At 46.2% G+C, this 20,456-nt stretch carries 22 protein-coding genes and 1 riboswitch; of the genes, 8 read left to right on the forward strand and 14 right to left on the reverse strand.

The features are described 5' to 3' along the window. Positions 1-6: 6 nt before the first annotated feature. From MHH91_RS15105 to MHH91_RS15135, 7 genes are all read right to left on the reverse strand, one after another. On the reverse strand, positions 7-987 hold the full coding sequence (locus tag MHH91_RS15105; protein WP_014470843.1) for a hypothetical protein: 981 nt from the start codon (positions 985-987) through the stop codon (positions 7-9). A 36-nt stretch (positions 988-1,023) separates the two neighbouring features. Continuing rightward, on the reverse strand, positions 1,024-2,010 hold the full coding sequence (locus MHH91_RS15110) for an ABC transporter permease (RefSeq protein WP_013353256.1): 987 nt from the start codon (positions 2,008-2,010) through the stop codon (positions 1,024-1,026). 15 nt (positions 2,011-2,025) lie between these two features. Next, a complete protein-coding gene (locus MHH91_RS15115) occupies positions 2,026-3,006 on the reverse strand; it encodes an ABC transporter permease subunit (protein WP_014470844.1) in 981 nt (326 codons plus the stop codon). After that, positions 3,000-3,878, reverse strand: a complete 879-nt coding sequence (locus MHH91_RS15120) for an ABC transporter ATP-binding protein (RefSeq protein WP_013353258.1) — start codon at positions 3,876-3,878, stop codon at positions 3,000-3,002. Before MHH91_RS15120 ends, MHH91_RS15115 begins: the two co-directional genes overlap by 7 nt. Further along, positions 3,871-4,263: a GntR family transcriptional regulator gene (locus tag MHH91_RS15125; RefSeq protein WP_013353259.1), complete on the reverse strand. Its 393-nt coding sequence runs from the start codon at positions 4,261-4,263 to the stop codon at positions 3,871-3,873. The genes MHH91_RS15120 and MHH91_RS15125 overlap by 8 nt, the downstream gene beginning before the upstream one ends. Next, a complete protein-coding gene (locus tag MHH91_RS15130) occupies positions 4,223-4,417 on the reverse strand; it encodes a hypothetical protein (RefSeq protein WP_014470846.1) in 195 nt (64 codons plus the stop codon). The genes MHH91_RS15125 and MHH91_RS15130 overlap by 41 nt, the downstream gene beginning before the upstream one ends. A gap of 191 nt (positions 4,418-4,608) precedes the next feature. Further along, positions 4,609-4,881, reverse strand: a complete 273-nt coding sequence (locus tag MHH91_RS15135) for a YtzC family protein (protein ID WP_013353260.1) — start codon at positions 4,879-4,881, stop codon at positions 4,609-4,611. 237 nt (positions 4,882-5,118) lie between these two features. Between MHH91_RS15135 and MHH91_RS15140 the strand changes: the two genes are divergently transcribed. From MHH91_RS15140 to MHH91_RS15150, 3 genes are all read left to right on the forward strand, one after another. Continuing rightward, complete coding sequence (locus tag MHH91_RS15140) at positions 5,119-6,087, forward strand: TIGR01212 family radical SAM protein (protein ID WP_013353261.1); 969 nt, start codon at positions 5,119-5,121, stop codon at positions 6,085-6,087. Continuing rightward, positions 6,084-6,665 carry a tRNA (mnm(5)s(2)U34)-methyltransferase gene (locus MHH91_RS15145; RefSeq protein ID WP_013353262.1) on the forward strand — a complete coding sequence of 194 codons (582 nt, stop codon included), beginning with the start codon at positions 6,084-6,086 and terminating at the stop codon, positions 6,663-6,665. Before MHH91_RS15140 ends, MHH91_RS15145 begins: the two co-directional genes overlap by 4 nt. 128 nt (positions 6,666-6,793) lie before the next feature. Next, positions 6,794-6,988, forward strand: a complete 195-nt coding sequence (locus MHH91_RS15150) for a hypothetical protein (protein WP_014470848.1) — start codon at positions 6,794-6,796, stop codon at positions 6,986-6,988. 38 nt (positions 6,989-7,026) lie between these two features. Here the strand turns inward: MHH91_RS15150 and MHH91_RS15155 are convergent, their stop codons facing one another. Both MHH91_RS15155 and MHH91_RS15160 read right to left on the reverse strand, forming a co-directional pair. After that, positions 7,027-8,106: a tetraprenyl-beta-curcumene synthase family protein gene (locus MHH91_RS15155; protein ID WP_013353263.1), complete on the reverse strand. Its 1,080-nt coding sequence runs from the start codon at positions 8,104-8,106 to the stop codon at positions 7,027-7,029. Positions 8,107-8,126: 20 nt separating this feature from the next. Then, complete coding sequence (locus MHH91_RS15160; protein WP_013353264.1) at positions 8,127-8,906, reverse strand: alpha/beta hydrolase; 780 nt, start codon at positions 8,904-8,906, stop codon at positions 8,127-8,129. Positions 8,907-8,952: 46 nt separating this feature from the next. Between MHH91_RS15160 and MHH91_RS15165 the strand changes: the two genes are divergently transcribed. Next, complete coding sequence (locus MHH91_RS15165) at positions 8,953-9,468, forward strand: gamma carbonic anhydrase (RefSeq protein WP_038463278.1); 516 nt, start codon at positions 8,953-8,955, stop codon at positions 9,466-9,468. Positions 9,469-9,644: 176 nt separating this feature from the next. On the opposite strand, the gene alaP is transcribed toward MHH91_RS15165, so the two are convergent. From alaP to metK, 3 genes are all read right to left on the reverse strand, one after another. Next, entirely contained in the window at positions 9,645-11,048 is a 1,404-nt protein-coding gene (alaP, locus tag MHH91_RS15170; protein ID WP_013353266.1) for an alanine permease AlaP, read from the reverse strand. 200 nt (positions 11,049-11,248) lie between these two features. Continuing rightward, entirely contained in the window at positions 11,249-13,147 is a 1,899-nt protein-coding gene (gene asnB / locus MHH91_RS15175) for an asparagine synthase (glutamine-hydrolyzing) (protein ID WP_013353267.1), read from the reverse strand. Between the two features lie 143 nt (positions 13,148-13,290). Next, complete coding sequence (gene metK / locus MHH91_RS15180; RefSeq protein WP_003152253.1) at positions 13,291-14,493, reverse strand: methionine adenosyltransferase; 1,203 nt, start codon at positions 14,491-14,493, stop codon at positions 13,291-13,293. A gap of 169 nt (positions 14,494-14,662) precedes the next feature. After that, a riboswitch (SAM riboswitch) is annotated at positions 14,663-14,801 on the reverse strand. 198 nt (positions 14,802-14,999) lie between these two features. On the opposite strand from metK, the gene pckA reads away from it, so the two are divergent. Then, positions 15,000-16,583, forward strand: a complete 1,584-nt coding sequence (gene pckA / locus MHH91_RS15185; protein ID WP_013353268.1) for a phosphoenolpyruvate carboxykinase (ATP) — start codon at positions 15,000-15,002, stop codon at positions 16,581-16,583. Positions 16,584-16,625: 42 nt separating this feature from the next. On the opposite strand, the gene MHH91_RS15190 is transcribed toward pckA, so the two are convergent. Together MHH91_RS15190 and MHH91_RS15195 are read right to left on the reverse strand one after the other, a co-directional pair. Beyond that, positions 16,626-16,868, reverse strand: coding sequence for a DUF2584 domain-containing protein (locus tag MHH91_RS15190; protein WP_013353269.1), 243 nt, complete (start codon positions 16,866-16,868; stop codon positions 16,626-16,628). 57 nt (positions 16,869-16,925) lie between these two features. After that, entirely contained in the window at positions 16,926-17,699 is a 774-nt protein-coding gene (locus tag MHH91_RS15195; protein ID WP_013353270.1) for an alpha/beta hydrolase family protein, read from the reverse strand. A gap of 139 nt (positions 17,700-17,838) precedes the next feature. Here MHH91_RS15195 and MHH91_RS15200 point away from each other — a divergent pair, with 139 nt between their 5' ends. The 3 genes from MHH91_RS15200 to MHH91_RS15210 are packed head-to-tail and all read left to right on the forward strand — an operon-like array spanning position 17,839 to position 20,424. Then, positions 17,839-18,843 (forward strand): ABC transporter substrate-binding protein, encoded by a 1,005-nt coding sequence (locus tag MHH91_RS15200; protein WP_013353271.1) that lies wholly within the window; start codon positions 17,839-17,841, stop codon positions 18,841-18,843. 11 nt (positions 18,844-18,854) lie between these two features. Continuing rightward, positions 18,855-19,637, forward strand: coding sequence for an ABC transporter ATP-binding protein (locus MHH91_RS15205; RefSeq protein WP_013353272.1), 783 nt, complete (start codon positions 18,855-18,857; stop codon positions 19,635-19,637). After that, entirely contained in the window at positions 19,612-20,424 is an 813-nt protein-coding gene (locus MHH91_RS15210) for an ABC transporter permease (RefSeq protein WP_013353273.1), read from the forward strand. The genes MHH91_RS15205 and MHH91_RS15210 overlap by 26 nt, the downstream gene beginning before the upstream one ends. Positions 20,425-20,456 lie beyond the last annotated feature (32 nt).

Genomic DNA, 20,456 nt, shown 5'->3' on the forward strand with positions numbered 1-20,456 from the left:
TCCCCTTTATATTTGTTTCGTTTTTTTATACATGAAGTAATAACTGATGAAAAACCCGATAACCGCACCGATAAGCATGCCGAATATGTAGCCGGAATATGAACCGTTATAAGCATATCCGCATACACCCGCACCTCCCAACATACTGATCACCATGACGAGCACTTGGAAGATGCGTTCTGTATGTTTGCTCAAGATAAAATGTCCGCTTCGTTCACTCGGCATTTTCAGGAAATTCACATAGCCGAAAAGATAGAAACAAAAACCCATTAATGCACATATAAGCAATGCATGTTTCATGTAATGAATCCATGACGTATGGATATAAGCGGCCGGCATGAAATAGATCAGAAACCCGCTCCAAGGGAAATCAATATCCCGCACAGCCTGCTTGCCAAAAAGGAACTCAGCGTTTAATAGATAAATGGTGAAAATCACGATTGGAAAGAAGGAGATCGTGAACGCTGTGATGAGCTGTGCTGCTAAATTGCCAGTTATTGTGCCGGCAGCTGTCACTAATGCATAAATCATCAAGCTGACGACCAGCATCCCTGCGCTGAATGAGTGAAAATGATGTACAGCGTCAGGTTTAAGCATAAGAAACAATATGTCAGACACTCCGTAAGAGACAAGCTGGGAACCGGCTAACACGGCTGCTCCCAGTAAAAACTTAGTATGGAATATCCGGCTTCTCGAATACGGAAGACTTAATGTATACATTTTTTCAGCCCGTCCTGCTCTTGTCAGAAAAAGCCCCATAATAACCGGAGGAATGAAATGCAGCCCAATTACATTCCGATGGCTGTAATCAATGCTGAATGTACAAACTGAACCCGGATATTGATGAAGTACACTCAAACAATCTTTATAATGAAAATACTCATTTATAATTGCCAAAGGGCCTATGATAAGTAAGAACCCCGCGGAAAGGAGCAGCAGCGTCTGCCGCTGTTTCCATTCTTTATAAAGCAAACCGTTAATCGGCACCTTGCCTTCCCCCAAACTAAACATGTTCATACAGACCTACATATGCTTTGTTTTCCTGTAAACCGTAAAATAACTGATGAAAAATCCGATAACGGCGCCGATAATAATGCCGGCTAAATATCCGAACATCGTGTCCGTGACCCCATATCCGAAAACTCCAAAACCCATAACCGCAAACGCGATTACCAATAGCTGCACCGGGCGTTCCAATTTTCTCCAAAGAAAGAATCTGCCGTTCCGTTCATTCGGATGTTTCAGAAAGCTGACGTAACCGATCAGATAAAAGACGACGCTCATGACTGCCGGAATGAGTAAGATCAGATGTCTCTCTCTGATCCAGTCGTTAAACACATATCCAATAGGTGTTACAAATATAAAAAGACGAGATTCGATATAGCTGCTGATGAAAGAGAATTCATTACCAATACTAAAATCGAAAACAACCTCCAAATTCGCGGCCGGCAGACCGATGAGTAAAAAGGGCAGAATCGTTACGGTAAACGCCGTTAACAGCTGAGCGAATATATGGCCCGTCAATGCTCCGGATGCCATTAACAGTGCGTAAGCCATAAAACTGATGACAATCATTCCGATTGAAAAATGATCAAAATCGTACGTATGGCTCGGTTTCAGCAGAGAAATCAGCAATGACGCCGCTCCGTAGCCTATCGCCTGGGGAACAACAATGACTGCCCCGCCAAGCCAGAATTTGGTCTGAAAGATTTGGCTTCTGCTGTAAGGCATGCTTAACAGGGCATCCATCGTTCCCTTTGTCCGCTCCAAGCCTAATAAGAAGACAGCAATGATGACACTCACAACCCAGTTGAAGGAAAGAAGCGACCCATTCGTATAACTGACGACGAACTCACAATCTTGCGGAGCCGGATCATTCAAACATCCCTGATATGTTACGTAATTGTTATAAACCATAAAAGGATTTGCCGCTATTAAAAAAATACTGCTCAATAAAAACAACCACTGATTTTTCTTCCATTCTGTATACAATAGCCCCCGCGGTATCATTCCGGTCCTCCTTTCTTACACATGCTTCGTTTTTTTATAAATCGCAAAATAACTGACCAAAAATCCGACCGCTCCTCCGACCAGCATCCCGGCCGCATACCCTGTCATCGTCTGTCCCGTCGAGTACCCCGCCAGGCCAAAACCGAGAACGGCGATAATGATTACCACAATCTGAATGGGCCGGTCAAGCTGTCTCCAGAGGAAAAAACGGCCGTTCCGTTCCACGGGCTGTCTGACATAGCAAAAGTACCCGATGGCATAAAATATAATGCTCATCACTGCCGGGATGATTAATATATACTTGCTGGCAGATACCCAATTCGTATCAATGTACGTAATCGGATTCAGATATTGAAAAGAATTGTTTAGGTAAGCATTGACTGGCGGCATCAGCTCATGCATGTCGATCCCGAAGATGACTTCCGCATTTGTCAACGGCAACGTAATAATCAGGTAAGGCGCTATCGATACAGCAAACGCCGTTAACAGCTGGGCGAACGTATTGCCCGTTAAGCAGCCTGCGCTCGCGACCAATGTAAAAGCCAAAACACTCACAATGATCTCTCCAACGCTGTAATGGTGGAAGAAATATACGCGTTCAGGCTTTAACAGAAGAATCAACAGCTCAGCCAGCCCGTAGCCGATGACCTGAAAGCCGGCAATGACCGCCGCTCCGAGCCAATATTTAGTGTGAAACACCTGAGCGCGGGAATAAGGCAGACTGAAAAGCGTATCAATCGTTCCCTTTGTGCGCTCCAGTCCGAATAAGCAAACCGCCAAAATCACAGCGGGCGCCCAGTTCAAGTTCAGCATTCTGCTCTCCAAAGAATTCACATAAAACTTACAATATGCTCCCGGGGTATCCAGACAGCCTTGGTAGACCAGATAGGTATTTAACACTTCAAAAGGATTGACCGCCGCTAAAAAAAGGCCGACCATAACGAGAACAGTTCGATTCTGCATCCATTCCCTGTATAGCAATCCCCGGTCTACCATCTCCGGTTCCCCCCAAACTTCGCGATGAAGACTTCTTCTAAGTTTACAGGAAGCTCGTTCCACACTTTCGGGCGCAGCTCTTGCAGAAATTTCTTTTTCTTCTCATCGTTCTTCGGAATCAGCACTGTATAAAACACACCGGCATGGTCGAGGATCGGTATGTTTTGTTCTCTGATCATCAAGTTGACATCCTCATCAAACGCCATTTGGATTTTCATGTAATCCTCTTTCATATCATCCAAATCCATCACATTCGTCAGCTGATTTCCTTCCAAAAATCCGATCCGGTTGCACATGCGCTCAATATCTTCTAAACGATGTGAAGTAATCAGAATGCTCGTTTCCCGTTCAGCCACTTCATCCACCATAAGCTGAAGCACGTCATGACGCGTTACAGCGTCAATCCCATCCGTCGGTTCATCCAAAAGAATCAATGCCGGACGTGAAGCAAAGGCAAGGACGAGGGCCAGCTGTTTTTTCAGCCCTGTGGATAATTCCCGGTATTTCTTCGTTTCCGGAATGCTGTACCTGTTCATGAGCTCATTGGCGTAAGTCACATCAAAATTCGGATAGATTCTGCTTACAATAGCAACAAGCTGTTTATATGTATATTTGTCATAAAAAGGATTTTCAACAGGCATATAAATGATATTCTGTTTTACTTTCGGATGCCGCTTTATTTCCACCTGATTAAATAAAACCGTCCCTTGATCCGGCAGCAGAATCTGCTGAATGAGCCGGAGCAATGTTGTTTTCCCTGATCCGTTTCGGCCGAGCAGCCCAAAAATTTCTCCTTTTCCGATGGTGAGCGAAATATCCTTGAGCACTTCTTTACCGTCAATCGTTTTTGAGAGATTGCGCAATTCAATCATGATCCCTGCCTCCTTTCACATCAGCGCTGATTTCCTTTATCCATTCCTGCAGCTTCTCCAGCTCAACTCCCGCGTAATGGGCATCGATGATGAGCTGTTTCAATTGCTCTTTTATCATCGTCATCTTCCCTTCAACCAATGTCTTTTTTGCATTCTCCGATATATACGTTCCTCTTCCCCTCAGCGTTTCAATGACACCATCGCGTTCAAGCTCCTTGTACGCTTTGCTGACTGTATTCGGATTGGCGATAATGATCGTTGCCAATTCCCTGACAGAAGGAAGTTTATCCCCCGGCTTCATGATCCCTTTTAAACAAAGCTCTTTCAATTGCTGTATGATCTGCTCATAAATCGGGGTTGAGCTTCTCGGATCGATTTGAATCATTTACTTCCCTTCTTTCTTTTACGAGCTGCTCTATTTCTTTAAATGTTCTGCCACTGAAAACCGATGACGCAAGAATGACAAACAGACTGCTGGCCAAAACCGAGGCGGCGATAATAAGAGGCACATCTTGTTTTACGGATCTTTTGTTTTTCATGAAGGCTCTCCTTTCCTATGCTCAACATTTATATTTCGATTTCATTTTTTGAGTGTTTGCAGTGTATTACATCAAGTAGTACACGTAATACAATAAACACACTCCGCCCTATTGTCAATTCTTTTTTAAAAAGAACTACAAAAAAACCCGCCGGGATTCCGGCAGGTTTTGCACCATCTAAAACGGTGCGGTCAGTAATCGAAATTACGCTGCAAAATCATATTGTTTTGCAGGGTCTGGAGCTGCAATCTCATTCGGTAAAGCTGCTCTCTTTGCTGATCATTCGCAGATAATGACAGCTTGTTTAATTCATTCACCGCGTTTTCAAGCATCATTTGCGCTTCACTGTACTCATTATCATTATAATGCTCTTGTTTGGAAGCGGTTTTAAATTGCTCATTCGCAAATTCATACGCCTGTTCGCTTCTTTGGAGATGTTCATCTACTGATTGTCTTGTTGCCAACGAAACCCCTCCTCAGTGAATGGGAAATCAAACTTAGTTTGAGCGGAGGAAAAATGATTAACACCCGAAGATTGCAGGAAAGAGAACCAAATTTTCCGTGAGTCAGGAAAAGGAATGAGAATCCTGCCCGCAGTTATACTAAACAAAAGAAAGCCGCATCTGTTTTCACATTGTGAACCCCCATCATTCATGCTACAATTTTAGGATGCATCTGATGTGAGGGAGGCTTTTTGAACATTGAACGAGAATAACCCTTTTCCTTATTCAAATACGGAAAAACGGTACCATACATTAAATTATCATCTGCGGGAGCATTTCGGGCATAAAGTGTTTAAAGTCGCGCTTGACGGCGGTTTTGACTGCCCGAATCGGGACGGCACGGTTGCACACGGCGGATGCACATTCTGCAGTGCGGCCGGATCTGGCGATTTTGCCGGCAACCGGGCCGATGACTTAATCACGCAATTTCACGATATCAAAAACCGCATGCACGAAAAGTGGAAAGACGGCAAATATATCGCATATTTCCAAGCGTTCACGAATACACATGCGCCGGTGGAGGAGCTGCGTGAGAAATTTGAATCCGTACTCAAGCTTGACGGTGTTGTCGGCATGTCTATCGCGACCCGTCCGGACTGCCTGCCGGATGATGTCGTGGAGTATTTGGCCGAACTGAATGAACGGACATATTTGTGGGTTGAGCTCGGGCTGCAGACCGTACATGAGCGGACCGCCCTTCTGATCAACCGCGCCCATGATTTTGACTGCTATGTTGAGGGCGTCAATAAACTGAGAAAACACGGCATCCGTGTTTGTTCCCATATCATTAACGGGCTTCCGCTCGAAAACAGGGACATGATGATGGAGACGGCCAAAGCCGTCGCTGATTTGGATGTTCAAGGCATTAAGATTCACCTGCTTCACTTATTAAAAGGCACACCGATGGTGAAGCAATATGAAAAAGGAAAGCTTGAATTCCTTTCGCAGGAAGAATATGTCCAGCTTGTATGTGATCAGCTCGAAATCATTCCCCCGGAAATGATCGTTCACCGCATTACGGGGGACGGGCCGATCGAATTAATGGTCGGGCCGATGTGGAGCGTCAATAAGTGGGAAGTACTGGGCGCCATTCAAAAAGAGCTGGAAACACGGGGAAGCTATCAAGGAAAGCTCTTCAGAAAAATCGGGGAGGAGACTGCCCTATGACCTTGATGCACATCCTCCCTTTCAGTAAAGAATTGCTGAAGTCCGCCGCACAAGAAGGAGATATCACGGTTGACGCGACAATGGGCAACGGGCATGATACATATTTTCTGGCCGGCCTTGTCGGTGAGACAGGACATGTCCATGCCTTTGATATTCAGGCTGATGCACTCGCCAAAACGAAGGAGCGTCTCGGTGACGCCCTCAGCCCGCGCGTCACGCTGCACCATAAGAGCCATGATCAAATAAAGGCATCCCTGCCTGAGGATGCGCACGGCCGTGTGGCTTGTGCCGTGTTTAATCTCGGCTATCTGCCCGGCGGCGATAAAAGCATTACGACAAACGGGCACTCTACCATTTCTGCAATCGAACAGCTCCTTGAACTGCTGAAAGAGAACGGGCTGATCGTTCTCGTGGTCTACCACGGGCATCCTGAGGGAAAGACGGAAAAGAATGCGCTTCTGGAATATTGCGAAAACCTTGATCAGGAAAAGGCGCGCGTGCTGAGCTACGGCTTTCTCAACCAGCGAAACGACCCGCCGTTTATTATAGCAATTGAAAAGAAATCTCCTGGTAAATAAAGAATCGGCCTGTCATCAACAGGCCGATTCTTTTTGTGAACGTATTTACTTTTTCAAAAAAGTCAATTACCATGAAATAACGGGAAAAAGTTCATTTTTCCACTGAAACACCTGAGAGGAGCAGCAGTTTGAATATTCTTCGCATCATTTTTTCAAGTGTTCCCTACGTGATGTTCATCATCATTTTATCAAGACATTTAGGATTTGAGTTCGCGAAAACCTATTACTGGTGGTTTGCTGCATTTTTCGTCATCGGGCTGGTCGGCAAATTTGTAATGCACTTTGCGGAAAAAAAGAAACCATTAAAAAAAGAGACAGCGTAAATTGCGCATGTCTCTTTTTAATGGGCACTGTTCATCCATTACGAGCTTTTCGTCCAAGCCATCTTCTGAAATTTGCGGTAGGCTCTTCCGTTGATATAAAAGAAAAATGACGTTTTTCCGCTTGCCCTGATCAGCTTTCGCGCGAGGCGGCCCATTTCTTTTTGGCTGGCGACTTTGTCATCGGATAAATAGACGCCGAGCAGCCCCCGGTTAATCAGCCGGTGAAAATTTTCATGCGGAATGCCGTGCAAATGTTCATCCGCTTTTTCAATAAAATGCTTCAGTCTCTGCATCATTTCTTCATGAGATTGATAATACGTACAGAAATTCAGATCGCCTTCAAGCAGATCCTCTTCCTGGTCTATTAAATAATCGAGCAGAATGTGCAGCCCTTGTATGTACGGAAAATAACTGCTGCGGATTTTCTCAGCGGTATGTTCGTTGAAATCAGGCTGGAAAGAGTAAGCGACGAGACAGAAAATGCCTAACGTCGATCCTGCGCAAGCAGAGAATTCAAACCACTCCATTTCCGGAAGCTGTGACCGGTACTGCTCAAACCAGCTTTTAAGCCTCGGAACGCGTTCATGCTCAACGACATGCTTATGCACCTGAAGATCGCAATAATAATCGCACAGCTCGAGCAAATAAGGTTTAATGATGCCGTAATGTTCTATTGACCCGAGCACCCGCTGGCATGTTCTGACCAGCTCATGAAGATAACCGCCGTCATCCTGCTCCTCTCTGTACTGATAGTACGGCTGCACCTCGGCACCGACTGTCAGCGCGTCACGCATCGAAAGGTGAAGCATGCGGAAATCTTCCGGATCAAGCGATGTGCTGCGGTCACACAGATTGTCCAGATAATCACTGATCGTCTGGTACGCAATGATAAATTGCACGCATTTCTGTTTTTGCTCTCCCGACAGCAGGGCTAAAATGCCGCCGCCCTCACAATGAAACGATTTATCACGGATACTTGCGGCCGCCTGCTCCCGCAGCTCGGTATTTTTAATGGAATCTGATTTTTCCCGCCATATATTCAATTCCTGATGTACGAGCGGAAAAATTTCACGATACACTTTTGCCATAAGGTTAAAAGGATGTTCCGGTACTGTCAACAAATGCACCCCCAGCGAATTCAAATATACTGATCTGTAAAGGCTTTCGCCGCCTTAAACACAGCTTCTCTTTCCGGTTCATTAAAAATTTCATGATAAAGCCCTTCCCATTCCCGGTATGATTTATTATGGGAAGCCACACCGGAAAACCATTTACGGACCTTCATTTTATCAACGATTTTGTCATCACCGCCCTGCATAAGCAAAAGCGGCACTTTTAAAAACGCATCAGTCGGCACCATAGCGGCATCAATGGTTTTTAAAAGCTCTCTGTACCATCTTACAGATACTTTCGTGACATATAAAGAATCGTTTTGATCCGCTTCAATCATATCCGCATTCCTTGTCGCCATATCAGGCGATAAACCGGAGTCCACTCTGAGGGACGGGGCGAGAACATTCAGTCCTTTAGACGCAAAATCAAGCACTTTATTGACTTTTATTTGCAGCCCAAGACAAGGTGATGATAAAATGAGTGCCGTAATGCGGGGATTTCTCTGCTGCTTAAACCATTCTATCGCAATCAGTCCGCCCATGCTGTGGCCCAAAAGGAAAACGGGCGATTCAAGCGTTCTCGCTTGATCAATCCATATATCTACTTCATCAATGTATTCTTGGAAAGAGCGAATATGCCCTCTGGCGCGGGTGGATGTTCCCTGACCGGGCAAATCACCCATCACCACGTTATATCCGGAAGATCTCCACATTTCAACGAGCCATTTATAACGCCCGTGGTATTCGCTTGCCCCGTGGATTATGACAATGGTACCGACGGGCCTGTCTGCTTTCCAAGTCCACATGCTGTTCACCTCTTACATAAATTTAGAGAAAGAAGGATGAGACATGATAATCTACCCTTATAAAGAATTTACGCCGGACATACATCCTGAAGCGTTTATTGCGGATAACGCCGTCATTACGGGCGACGTCGTGATCGGAGAACAATCAAGCATTTGGTTCTCAGCCGTCATCCGCGGGGATGTTGCGCCGACAAGAATCGGAAAAAGAGTCAGCATACAAGACTTGAGCTGTCTGCATCAAAGTCCGGGCCGCCCGCTTCTTATTGAAGATGACGTCACGATCGGCCATCAGGTTACACTGCACAGCGCAATCATCAGAAAGAATGCTTTAATCGGTATGGGCTCCGTCATTCTGGACGGGGCAGAAATCGGAGAAGGCGCGTTTATCGGCGCCGGAAGTCTCGTTCCTCCCGGCAAATCCATTCCGCCCGGCTTTCTTGCGTTCGGCCGCCCTGCAAAGGTCATCCGCCGGCTGACAGAAGAAGATGTACGGGACATGGAAAGAATCAGAACGGAATATGTTGAAAAAGGCCGATACTATAAAGCACTGCAAGAGAAATAAAAAAGATCAGCTTTGTTTTACTACTGTACCATTTTTCAAAATATTATTTAAGCAAAAACCATTTGCGTTCTGCTGGTTGTCAGAAAACAGAAGCAAAATGTTCAGGAATTTGTTTTATTCTTCCCCCTTTGACCCGATCCTATGAAAAAAGAGCCCATTTCAGCGGGCTCTTTTTTTTACGCTTTTTCGGCAAATGTCTGTCCGTTTTCCAGATTTATGTGTTTTCTTTTATGGAAGCCTTTCCCGTAATAGGCTGCTAATAATATGCAGAACCAGGCAGGGCCGATGATGACGGCCACTCGGGTCTCTGCATTAAAAGCCATCAGTACAACGACAAAAGCGAGAAATGCCAGTGAGATATAAGAGGAAAAGGGATATAAAGGCATTTTATATTTCAGTTTTTTTCGTTCTTCCGGCTGTAAGCTTTTACGATATTTCATTTGAGAAAGCAAAATAATCGCCCACGTCCAAATCGCTCCGAACGTCGCAATGCTTGTCACCCATGTAAACACTTTCGCCGGCACCACGTAGTTCAACAGAACGCCGATGCATAACGCACCCGCTGAAACCAATACCGCTTTTCCCGGCACCCCGCCTTTTGTGACCGTGCCGTAGGTTTTAGGGGCTTCATTTTGCTCGGCCAGATTAAACAGCATGCGTCCTGTGCTGAAGATCCCGCTGTTGCAGGACGAAAGAGCCGCCGTCAAAACGACAAAATTAATGATTCCGGCCGCTGCGGGGATTCCGATTTTTTCAAATGTCAAAACAAACGGGCTTCCGCCTGAACCGATCTCCTGCCACGGATAAATTGACATAATGACAAACAAAGCTCCGACGTAAAAAATGAGAATGCGCCAAAAAACAGTATCAATGGCGCGTGCCAGTGATTTTTCCGGGTTTTTGACCTCACCGGCTGTGACACCAATCAGCTCAATCCCGAGATATGCAAACATGACCATCTGCAGCGACAGCAGCACCCCTTTAATCCCATTCGGGAAAAAGCCGCCGTGGCTCCATAAATTGCTGATCCCGAGCGCAACGCCTCCGTTTCCGAGACCGAATACGATCATCACAAGGCCGATCGCAATCATTGACAGAATCGCCAGGACTTTAATGAGCGCAAACCAGAATTCAAGCTCACCGTATGCTTTGACCGCCAGAAAGTTGACAGCCGTCATAATGACGAGTGCACAAAGCGCCCAGATCCATGACGGCACGTCAGGGAACCAGTAGCCCATATAAATGCCGACCGCGGTGATTTCCGCCATGCAGGTAACGACCCATAAAAACCAATAATTCCAGCCCGTTAAAAATCCCGCCAGCGGGCCGAGATAATCTCTGGCATACCGGCTGAATGAGCCGGCCACAGGCTTTTGAATCGCCATTTCCCCTAATGCCCGCATAATAAAAAACATAATCAGCCCGCTGCAGGCGTAAGCTGCTAAAATCCCCGGTCCGGCAAGCTTTATGGCCGAAGCTGACCCGAGAAACAGCCCGACTCCTATCGCGGCTCCCAAAGACATAAGCGAGATATGCCGCTCTTCCAAGCCGCGGTGAAGCGTTTTTCCTTTGTTTTGCATAACTCTCCCTCCCCCTGATTTTGACAGAAAAAACAAACCGAGACGAAATAGCCAGAAAACACTCTCCGGAATCTGTCCGATAGTCCTATAATAACATTTTTCTGAATATTGCGTAACACTTTGCGGAAAACATAGCGGAATAGAAGGTTTATAAAAAACAATAGAAAAAAGGCTTTCGATAACATCGAAAGCCTTTTGGATTAAACGAAGATGACTTCTTTCGGCTGATGATTCAGCTCTTCCGGCACCAGTCTTTTTTCGACATTGATGCTGTGCCAGATCATGAAGATCAGCACGGTCCAGATTTTGCGGCTGTTATCCGCTCTGTCGGCACAATGATCTTCAAGAAGCTGAAGGACATAATCCTTTTCAATATAAGCGTCTGTTTCGCTTTCATGGATGATGTTGCGCACCCATTCGTTCATTTCATTTTTCAGCCAGTGGCGGATCGGCACAGGGAAACCGAGTTTTTTACGGTTAAGCACATGATCAGGCACTACCCCTTCAGCGGCTTTACGCAGGAGGTATTTCGTCGTGCCGTTTTTCGTTTTCAATTCATCCGGAATTTTAGAGGCCACGTCAAACACGACTTTATCAAGGAACGGCACGCGCAGTTCCAATGAGTTGGCCATCGTCATTTTGTCAGCCTTTAACAGAATGTCGCCGCGCATCCACGTATGAATGTCGACATACTGCATTTTATTAATGTCACTGTATGAACGGCTTTCCGTAAAGTACGGCTTCGTGACATCACGGTATGAAAGCTCTGAATTGTAATGTTTAAGCAGCTGTTTTTTCACAGGCTCTTCAAAAATCTTCGCATTTCCGATATAGCGCTCCTCAAGCGGTGTGCAGCCGCGGACTAAGAGGCTTTTCCCTCTCATTCCTTCTGGCATGACCGACGCCACGTGAAGAAGCATTTTTTTCAGTCCGGACGGAATGCGTTCAAACGGTTTAAGCGACAGCGGTTCACGGTAAATATTGTACCCGCCGAACAGCTCGTCCGCGCCTTCCCCGGATAACGCAACCGTTACATGTTTTTTCGCTTCTTTCGCGACAAAGTACAAAGGAATCGCCGCCGGATCTGCAAGCGGGTCATCAAAGTGCCAGACGATTTTCGGAAGCTCGTTCATATACTCCTCTGGAGAAATGACTTTGCTGATATTTTCAATCCCGAGCGCGGCAGCTGTTTCCTTCGCTACATCAACTTCACTGAAGCCCTGCTGCTCGAAGCCGACAGAAAATGTTTTCAGGTTCGGGTGAAATTCTTTCGCAACTGAGACGATAAAAGAAGAGTCAATACCGCCTGATAGGAACGAGCCGACGGGAACGTCACTTCTCATGTGGACTTTGACAGAGTCAAAGATTGCGTCTCTGACTTCTTTCACCAATTTATCTTCATCAGACTGAACGGGCTTAAAGTTCGCTTTGAAGTACGTTTTAAACGCGATATCGCCTTCCGGGCGGATCGTAAACTGGCTGCCCGGCTCGACTTTTTTCACTTCAGCGTCAAGCGTGCTCGGTTCAGGAACGAATTGGAAAGACATATATTGCTGTAAAGAAGCTGTATCAAGATCAATACCGTTTTGAGCGGCCATTAAACTTTTTCTTTCAGAAGCAAAATACACTTTGTCCCCGATGGTTGTGTAATACAGCGGTTTAATTCCGAACGGGTCTCTCGCGCCGTACATGACACGGTCAGCTTTGTTCCAGATTAAAAACGCAAACATTCCGCGAAGCTTTGAAGCAGCTTCTTCTTTATAATGGCGGTATGTCGCAAGGAGCACCTCGGTATCGGAATCTGTATTGAACTTGTAGCCTTTCGCTTCAAGCTCTTCTCTCAATTCAATGTAGTTATAGATTTCGCCGTTAAAAATGATCCAATATTTTTCGTCTTCATATGATAAAGGCTGTCCGCCGTTTTCTACGTCAATAATACTGAGCCGTCTGAAGCCGAAACCGACGTGCTCGTCATGATAATACCCATCGCTGTCAGGACCGCGGTGAACGATCATTTGATTCATTTGTTTGATTAGCTCTTCTTGATCTGCGGTTTGAGTTAATGGATGCTTATTAAAAACACCGACAAATCCACACATAGTATAGCCTCCATAAGTGTAATTTTCTAATTGGACCCCCTTTTTATAGACGCTTTGTTACGCCATTGGTTTCACGCTATGTAAAAAATCAGCATGGCAGCATCTGCAAAAAGGGAAAGCCGCTTAAGTAAGCGGCTATAAAATTATTCTCCTAGTGCTTCTTTGCGAAGCGCATCCGCCTTGTCAGTACGCTCCCAAGGAAGATCCACATCATGGCGTCCGAAGTGGCCGTAAGCAGCAGTCTGCTTATAGATCGGGCGGCGCAAATCAAGCATTTTAATAATGCCGGCAGGTCTCAGGTCGAAGTTATTCCGTACGACTTCGATCAGTTTCTCTTCAGAAGCTTTTCCTGTATCAAACGTATTGATGGAAATAGAAACAGGCTGTGCCACGCCGATTGCGTATGCAAGCTGCACTTCACAAGAATCAGCAAGGCCTGCTGCCACGATGTTTTTCGCTACGTATCTCGCAGCGTATGCCGCTGAACGGTCTACCTTCGTCGCATCCTTACCGGAGAACGCGCCGCCGCCGTGGCGTGCATATCCGCCGTATGTGTCAACGATGATTTTACGGCCTGTAAGCCCCGCATCACCTTGCGGACCGCCGATTACGAAACGTCCCGTAGGGTTGATGAAGTATTTTGTCTCTTCATCGATCAGTTCCTCAGGCACGACAGGGTTAATGACATGCTCTTTCAGATTGCGCTGAATCTGCTCAAGCGTAATTTCCGGATGGTGCTGAGTTGAGATGACGATCGCATCGATGCGGACAGGTTTGTTGTTTTCATCATATTCAACGGTAACTTGCGTTTTTCCGTCAGGGCGAAGGTACGGAAGAATGTCTTCTTTGCGGACTTCGCTCAGACGGCGGGCTAATTTATGCGCCAGTGAGATCGGAAGCGGCATAAGCTCTTTCGTTTCGTTACACGCATAACCGAACATCAGACCTTGGTCCCCCGCTCCGATCGCTTCGATTTCAGCGTCGCTCATTGTGCCTTCACGCGCTTCAAGAGCCTGATCGACACCCATCGCGATATCCGCAGACTGTTCATCAATTGATGTTAAAACAGCGCAAGTCTCCGCATCAAATCCGTATTTAGCCCGTGTGTAGCCGATTTCTTTAATCGTTTCACGGACTGTTTTCGGAATGTCAACGTATGTTGATGTTGTAATCTCTCCGCTTACCAGCACAAGACCTGTTGTTACAGACGTTTCGCAGGCTACGCGCGCGTTCGGGTCATTTTTTAAAATCTCATCTAAGATACTGTCAGAAATTTGGTCACAGATTTTATCCGGATGACCCTCGGTAACAGATTCAGATGTAAATAGTCGACGGTTTTTACTCATTTACTTTTCCTCCTGAAAAAAGATCTTTTGCAAGACCTTTTCATATGATACGGAACTCGCTCCCTCTTAATACAATGTCATACTATATCAGAGAATGTTAATTGGCATATTTTATGAAATAAAAAAACCTTTTCCACTCGAGGAAAGGGTTTGGTCTGTGTGCCTTTCACTCTTATCGCTCAAGGAAATATTAAACCTTGCATCAGGTTAGCACCTTGGTTTCCCACAGTGTTTTCACCTGCTTTTTTACAGAGAAACCGGTTGCTGGGCTTCATCGGGCCTGTCCCTCCGCCAGCTCGGGATAAGAGTATCCGCTCAATGAAATATCTTATCGTAAAAGGGCGGAAAGTGTCAATATGAATTAAAGCGATTACGCGCCTTTATTTCGGGAAGCAATGGAAAAAACACAAACAAAAAATAATAAATAGTATAGACTATTTTTATATATATGTTATACTAATTCCACATTCAGCGAAATACAAATAAACCGGCAAAGGAAGGTTTTTATGAAATTAGTTGATTTAACCGCAGATCTTCAAGCGTTACTCGCAAGTCCGAATGTGCATCATAATTTATCAGCTCCAAAACTTACTGAAAAAGTGATCAGCCGAAATGAAGGAACGCTGACATCAACAGGCGCCGTACGCGCCACTACCGGCGCATATACGGGCCGATCACCTAAAGATAAATTTATCGTTCGTGAAAAAAGCACAGAAAATCAAATTGATTGGGGCGCGGTGAACCAGCCCATTTCTGAAGAAGCGTTTGAAAAGCTGTACGCCAAAGTCGTCAGCTACTTAAAACAGAGAGATGAACTGTTTGTTTTTGAAGGATTCGCAGGCGCAGATGAAAAATACAGACTGCCGATTACAGTCGTAAATGAATTTGCGTGGCATAATTTATTCGCGCGCCAGCTGTTTATCAGACCGGAGACGAATGAAAAAGATCCGCAAGCACAGCCGTTTACCATTCTTTCAGCTCCGCATTTTAAAGCTGATCCGGAAACGGACGGCACGCATTCTGAAACATTTATTATTGTATCCTTCGAAAAGCGCGTCATTTTAATCGGCGGCACCGAGTACGCCGGAGAAATGAAAAAATCAATATTCTCGATTATGAACTTTCTGCTCCCGCAGCAGGATATTCTGCCGATGCACTGCTCAGCCAACGTCGGTGAAAAAGGCGATGTCGCCCTGTTTTTCGGTCTTTCCGGCACTGGGAAAACGACGCTTTCAGCCGATGCGGACCGGAAACTGATCGGCGATGACGAGCACGGCTGGTCTGATTCCGGCGTTTTTAACATTGAAGGCGGATGTTACGCTAAATGTATCAATCTGAGCGAAGAAAAAGAACCGCAGATTTTTCACGCGATCCGCTTCGGGTCTGTTCTTGAGAATGTTGTGCTTGATGAGAAAACGGGTGAGGCGGATTACGACAATTCCTTCTACACGGAAAACACAAGAGCCGCATATCCGATTGAGATGATCGGCAATATCGTGCAGCCTAGCATTGCCGGCCACCCGCAGGCGATCGTCTTTTTAACGGCGGATGCATTCGGTGTGCTCCCTCCGATCAGCAAACTGACGAAGGAGCAGGCGATGTATCATTTCTTAAGCGGGTACACCAGCAAACTTGCCGGAACCGAACGCGGTGTGACATCTCCGCAAACGACTTTTTCCACGTGCTTCGGTTCACCGTTCCTGCCGCTTCCGGCTCACGTATATGCCGAAATGCTCGGGAAGAAAATCGACGAACACGGCGTTCAAGTCTTTCTGGTCAACACAGGCTGGACCGGCGGAGGGTACGGAGTCGGAGAGCGGATGAAACTTTCGTATACAAGAGCGATGGTCAAAGCCGCAATTGACGGCACGCTTGATCAGACAGACATGACAGCAGACAGCATTTTCGGTCTGCACAGCCCCGTTCATGTTCCGGGCGTTCCGGATGAGGTTCTTCAGCCTGAAAACACATGGAGCGATAAAAAAGCATACAACGAAAAAGCGCTGTTTTTAGCCAATGAGTTCAAAGAAAACTTTAAAAAGTTTTCCCATGCAGACTCCATTGCCAAAGCCGGCGGACCTCTCGTTTAACCAAAAAAGCCAAGGGCGTATATGCCCTCGGCTTTTGTTTTTTCAATTTGTCGAATGAAGCGAAGTGAGTCTGTATGTAATGCTTGTCCGGCCGTTCGCCCACTCGAGCTTTTGGACTTCACCCGTGCCGGATTTCTCGCCGTTTTTTGTTTTGCGCACGTCCATCGGAATATCGAGAGGATAGACCCGATAGCCCTCTTTCTCTAATAAAAAGATATTTTCCTCTATCCGTTTTTCATTGCCTTTAGTCACAATCATAGTATTAAATTCTACAGGCATTCCCAAAATGAAAATCCCCTTTCATTCTCTTTTTCTATATTATCATATCATAAATCCGGCATCTTACCTTGTCTTCATCCATTCCGCCAGACGCCGGACAATGCGTCTGTTTTCCTGCGGGGGAAAATAATGCGTAAAACCGCTGTAATACCAGGTCTCCACCGGTTTCCCCGTCTCTTTCAGCTTGTCCTCAATCATCCTGGCGTGCTCGATCGAGACATTTTCATCATTCTCGCCATGGATGAGCAGCACAGGCGCCTGAATGCGGTCTGCTTTTTCAAACGGCGAACGCCATCTGTATTCATCCGGCACCTTTTTCGGCGTGCCGCCGATCACCCGCTTCATCATCCGCCGCAAATCCTTCCGCTCTTCATAAGTGAGCGCCATGTCACTCACACCGCCCCAGGAAACGAGCGAAGCCGCTTGATGCCCCATCTCGATCGCAGTCAAAAGACCCATGATTCCGCCCCGGGAAAATCCGAAAATATGAATCCGCCCTTCCCTGACGTTCGGATGCTCCTGAAGCAGACGGAAAGCCGAAAACGCGTCCTCTCTGTCCTCTCCCGCAAAATCTTCATTCCCCTCGCCGCCCTGATTGCCTCTGTAATAAGGCGCAAACACGACAAAGCCTTGGGAAGCGAATTGAACGATTCTTCCCGGACGAACCATGCCGACATTTTTAATACCGCCGCGCAAATATAAAAAACCGTCGTATGTTCCCGGCGCCGCAGGCTCGGCAAGGAGCCCCTTTACCTTCAGCCCTTCTGACTCATAGCACACCGTAAAGAGGCGGACATGCGGACTCGGAGACGGAAACCTTTTCTTTTCAACAAGCAAAACAAATGAGCCTCCTTCCATCATCAGTTTTTTATTCTTTCCCAACCTGAATATGGGCACTCACACATTTTTTATACCCATCATACGATATGTAAAGCAAAAAAGGTTAATTTAACGCTTAAAACAAGGAGGTTACACCGTGAACAAATGGCTCAAAACGAGCTGCGTCTTTGTCATATGCTCCTTTTTCCTGCTCATTCTTCCGGCCTGCCGACAGGAAGAAAGTCTGACGAAGGTAAAGGTGGCGGAAGTCACACACTCCATCTTCTATACCCCTATGTATGTCGCTGAAGCGAAAGGTTTCTTTAAAAAAGAAGGGCTTCACGTTTCACTTCAAACCACATGGGGCGGAGACAAAACGATGACATCGCTTTTGTCAAACGGCTCTGATATCGCGCTGGTCGGTTCTGAAACGTCCATTTACGTGGAAGCGCAAGGAGCAAAAGATCCTATCATCAACTTCGCGCAGCTGACACAGACAGACGGTACATTTCTCGTGGCGCGAAAGGATGTGACATCATTCAAGTGGGACGATTTAAAAGGAAAAACATTTCTCGGCCAGCGTAAAGGCGGCATGCCCCAAATGGCCGGTGAGTACGTCCTGAAGAAGCATCACATACAGCCGAAAAAAGACATTAACCTGATTCAGAACATTGATTTCGCCAATATTTCCAACGCATTCGCATCCGGAACCGGTGATTATGTCCAGCTGTTTGAACCGACGGCATCCCAATTTGAAAAAGAAGGCATCGGCCATATCGTCGCATCCTTCGGAGAAGCTTCCGGCCAAGTGCCTTACACAACCTTTATGGCAAAAGAAAGCTATTTAAAAAACAATGAAAAAACGGCGGAAAAATTCACCCGCGCCATCTACCGCGCCCAGCAATGGGTGGAAAGCCATCCGGCCAAAGACATCGCAAAAACGATTCAAAAGGAATTTGCCGATACCGACCCTGCCATTATTGAAGCATCGATAGACCGTTATAAAAAACAAAAATCATTCTCTTCTGACCCCGTTCTGCAAGAAGATGAATGGGAACAGCTTCAATCTATTATGGATGAAGCCGGGGAGCTCCCGAAACATATTCCGTACAGCAAACTCGTCAACACAAAAATCGCCAAAAAAGTCACCTCAGAACAATAGGAGGAACATGAATGTCTTTTTTACATGTGGATCATGTGACACATACTTATTTCTCGCTGAAAGAAAAAACAACCGCCGTGAAAGATATACATCTTCATATTGAAAAAGGGGATTTCATCTCCTTTCTCGGACCGAGCGGATGCGGTAAAACAACACTCCTATCCATTCTTGCCGGCCTTATTGCCCCTGCACAAGGCCGGGTGCTGATTGAAGGCAGCGTGCCGAACCATAAAGAACACCAAATCGGCTATATGCTTCAGCAGGATTATTTATTTCCTTGGAAATCAATTGAGGAAAACGTGCTGCTCGGTTTACACATTTCCAAAACATTAACAGAAGAAAAGAAAGCTGAAGTTCTCGGCCTTCTGCCTAAGCTCGGATTAATCGGCGTCGAAAAAAAATATCCGAAAGAGCTGTCAGGGGGAATGCGGCAGCGGGCGGCACTTGCCAGAACGCTTGCCCCGGACCCGGGCCTGCTGCTTCTTGATGAGCCGTTTTCGGCGCTGGACTTTCAAACGAAGCTTTCTTTAGAAAACCTTGTCTTCAGAACATTAAAGGATTTTCAAAAAACAGCCGTGCTCGTCACCCACGATATCGGTGAAGCCATCGCGATGAGCGATACGATCTATTTATTTTCGAATCAGCCGGGAACGATCCACCAAATTTTCACCGTGCCTAAGGAGCTCGCCGCCTTAGATCCGTTTGACGCGCGTCAGGACCCGGCCTTTCAGCCGCTGTTTCAAACCATATGGAAGGAGCTGAATTCCCTTGAAAAACAGCAGCGGCACGATTGAAGAGCTTCATCAGCAGTTTAAGAAAAAACACCAAAAAGAAAAACGCCGGATTCGTGCGTATCAGGCCGCCATTTTTATCGTATTTTTTGCAGGGTGGGAAATATCGAGCAAAGCGGGCTGGATCGATCCGTTAATTTTCAGCTCCCCCTCTGCCGTTTGCAGGCTCTTAGTTGAAAAGATTGCGGACGGATCCCTCGCGGCGCACATCGGTGTCACATTAGGCGAAACCGTTCTCGGCTTTTTGCTCGGCACCCTTCTCGGCACATGTCTCGCCGCTCTGTTATGGTGGTCAAACAGGCTCGCCCGGATTTTAGACCCGTACCTCGTCATTTTAAACGCGATGCCGAAGGTCGCACTCGGACCGATTCTCATCGTCGCACTCGGACCGAATTTTACAAGTATCGTAGCCATGGGAGCAGTCATCAGTGTCATTATCACGACAATCGTCGTCTTTACGGCTTTTCAGGAAGTGGATGAAAATTATATTAAGGTCATGAAAACATTTGGAGCGAAAAGGCGCATCATGTTTAAAGAAGTCATTCTGCCGGCGTGTGCCCCCGCCATTGTTTCTGCGCTTAAAGTGAATGTCGGTTTATCCTGGGTCGGTGTCATTGTCGGCGAGTTTCTCGTTTCCGAAAAAGGTTTAGGCTACATGATCATATACGGATTTCAAGTCTTCAATTTCACCCTTGTATTTTTAAGCCTTCTGATCATCGCGATTTTTGCGACATTAATGTATCAGGGAGTGGAACTGTTAGAGAGAAAATGGACGAAAGGAAAAATATAAAAAAGACCCGTGCGGAAACGCCGGGTCTTCGT

The sequence above is a fragment of the Bacillus sp. FSL K6-2819 genome, from assembly GCF_038008305.1.
In the GTDB taxonomy this organism is placed as follows: domain Bacteria; phylum Bacillota; class Bacilli; order Bacillales; family Bacillaceae; genus Bacillus; species Bacillus amyloliquefaciens.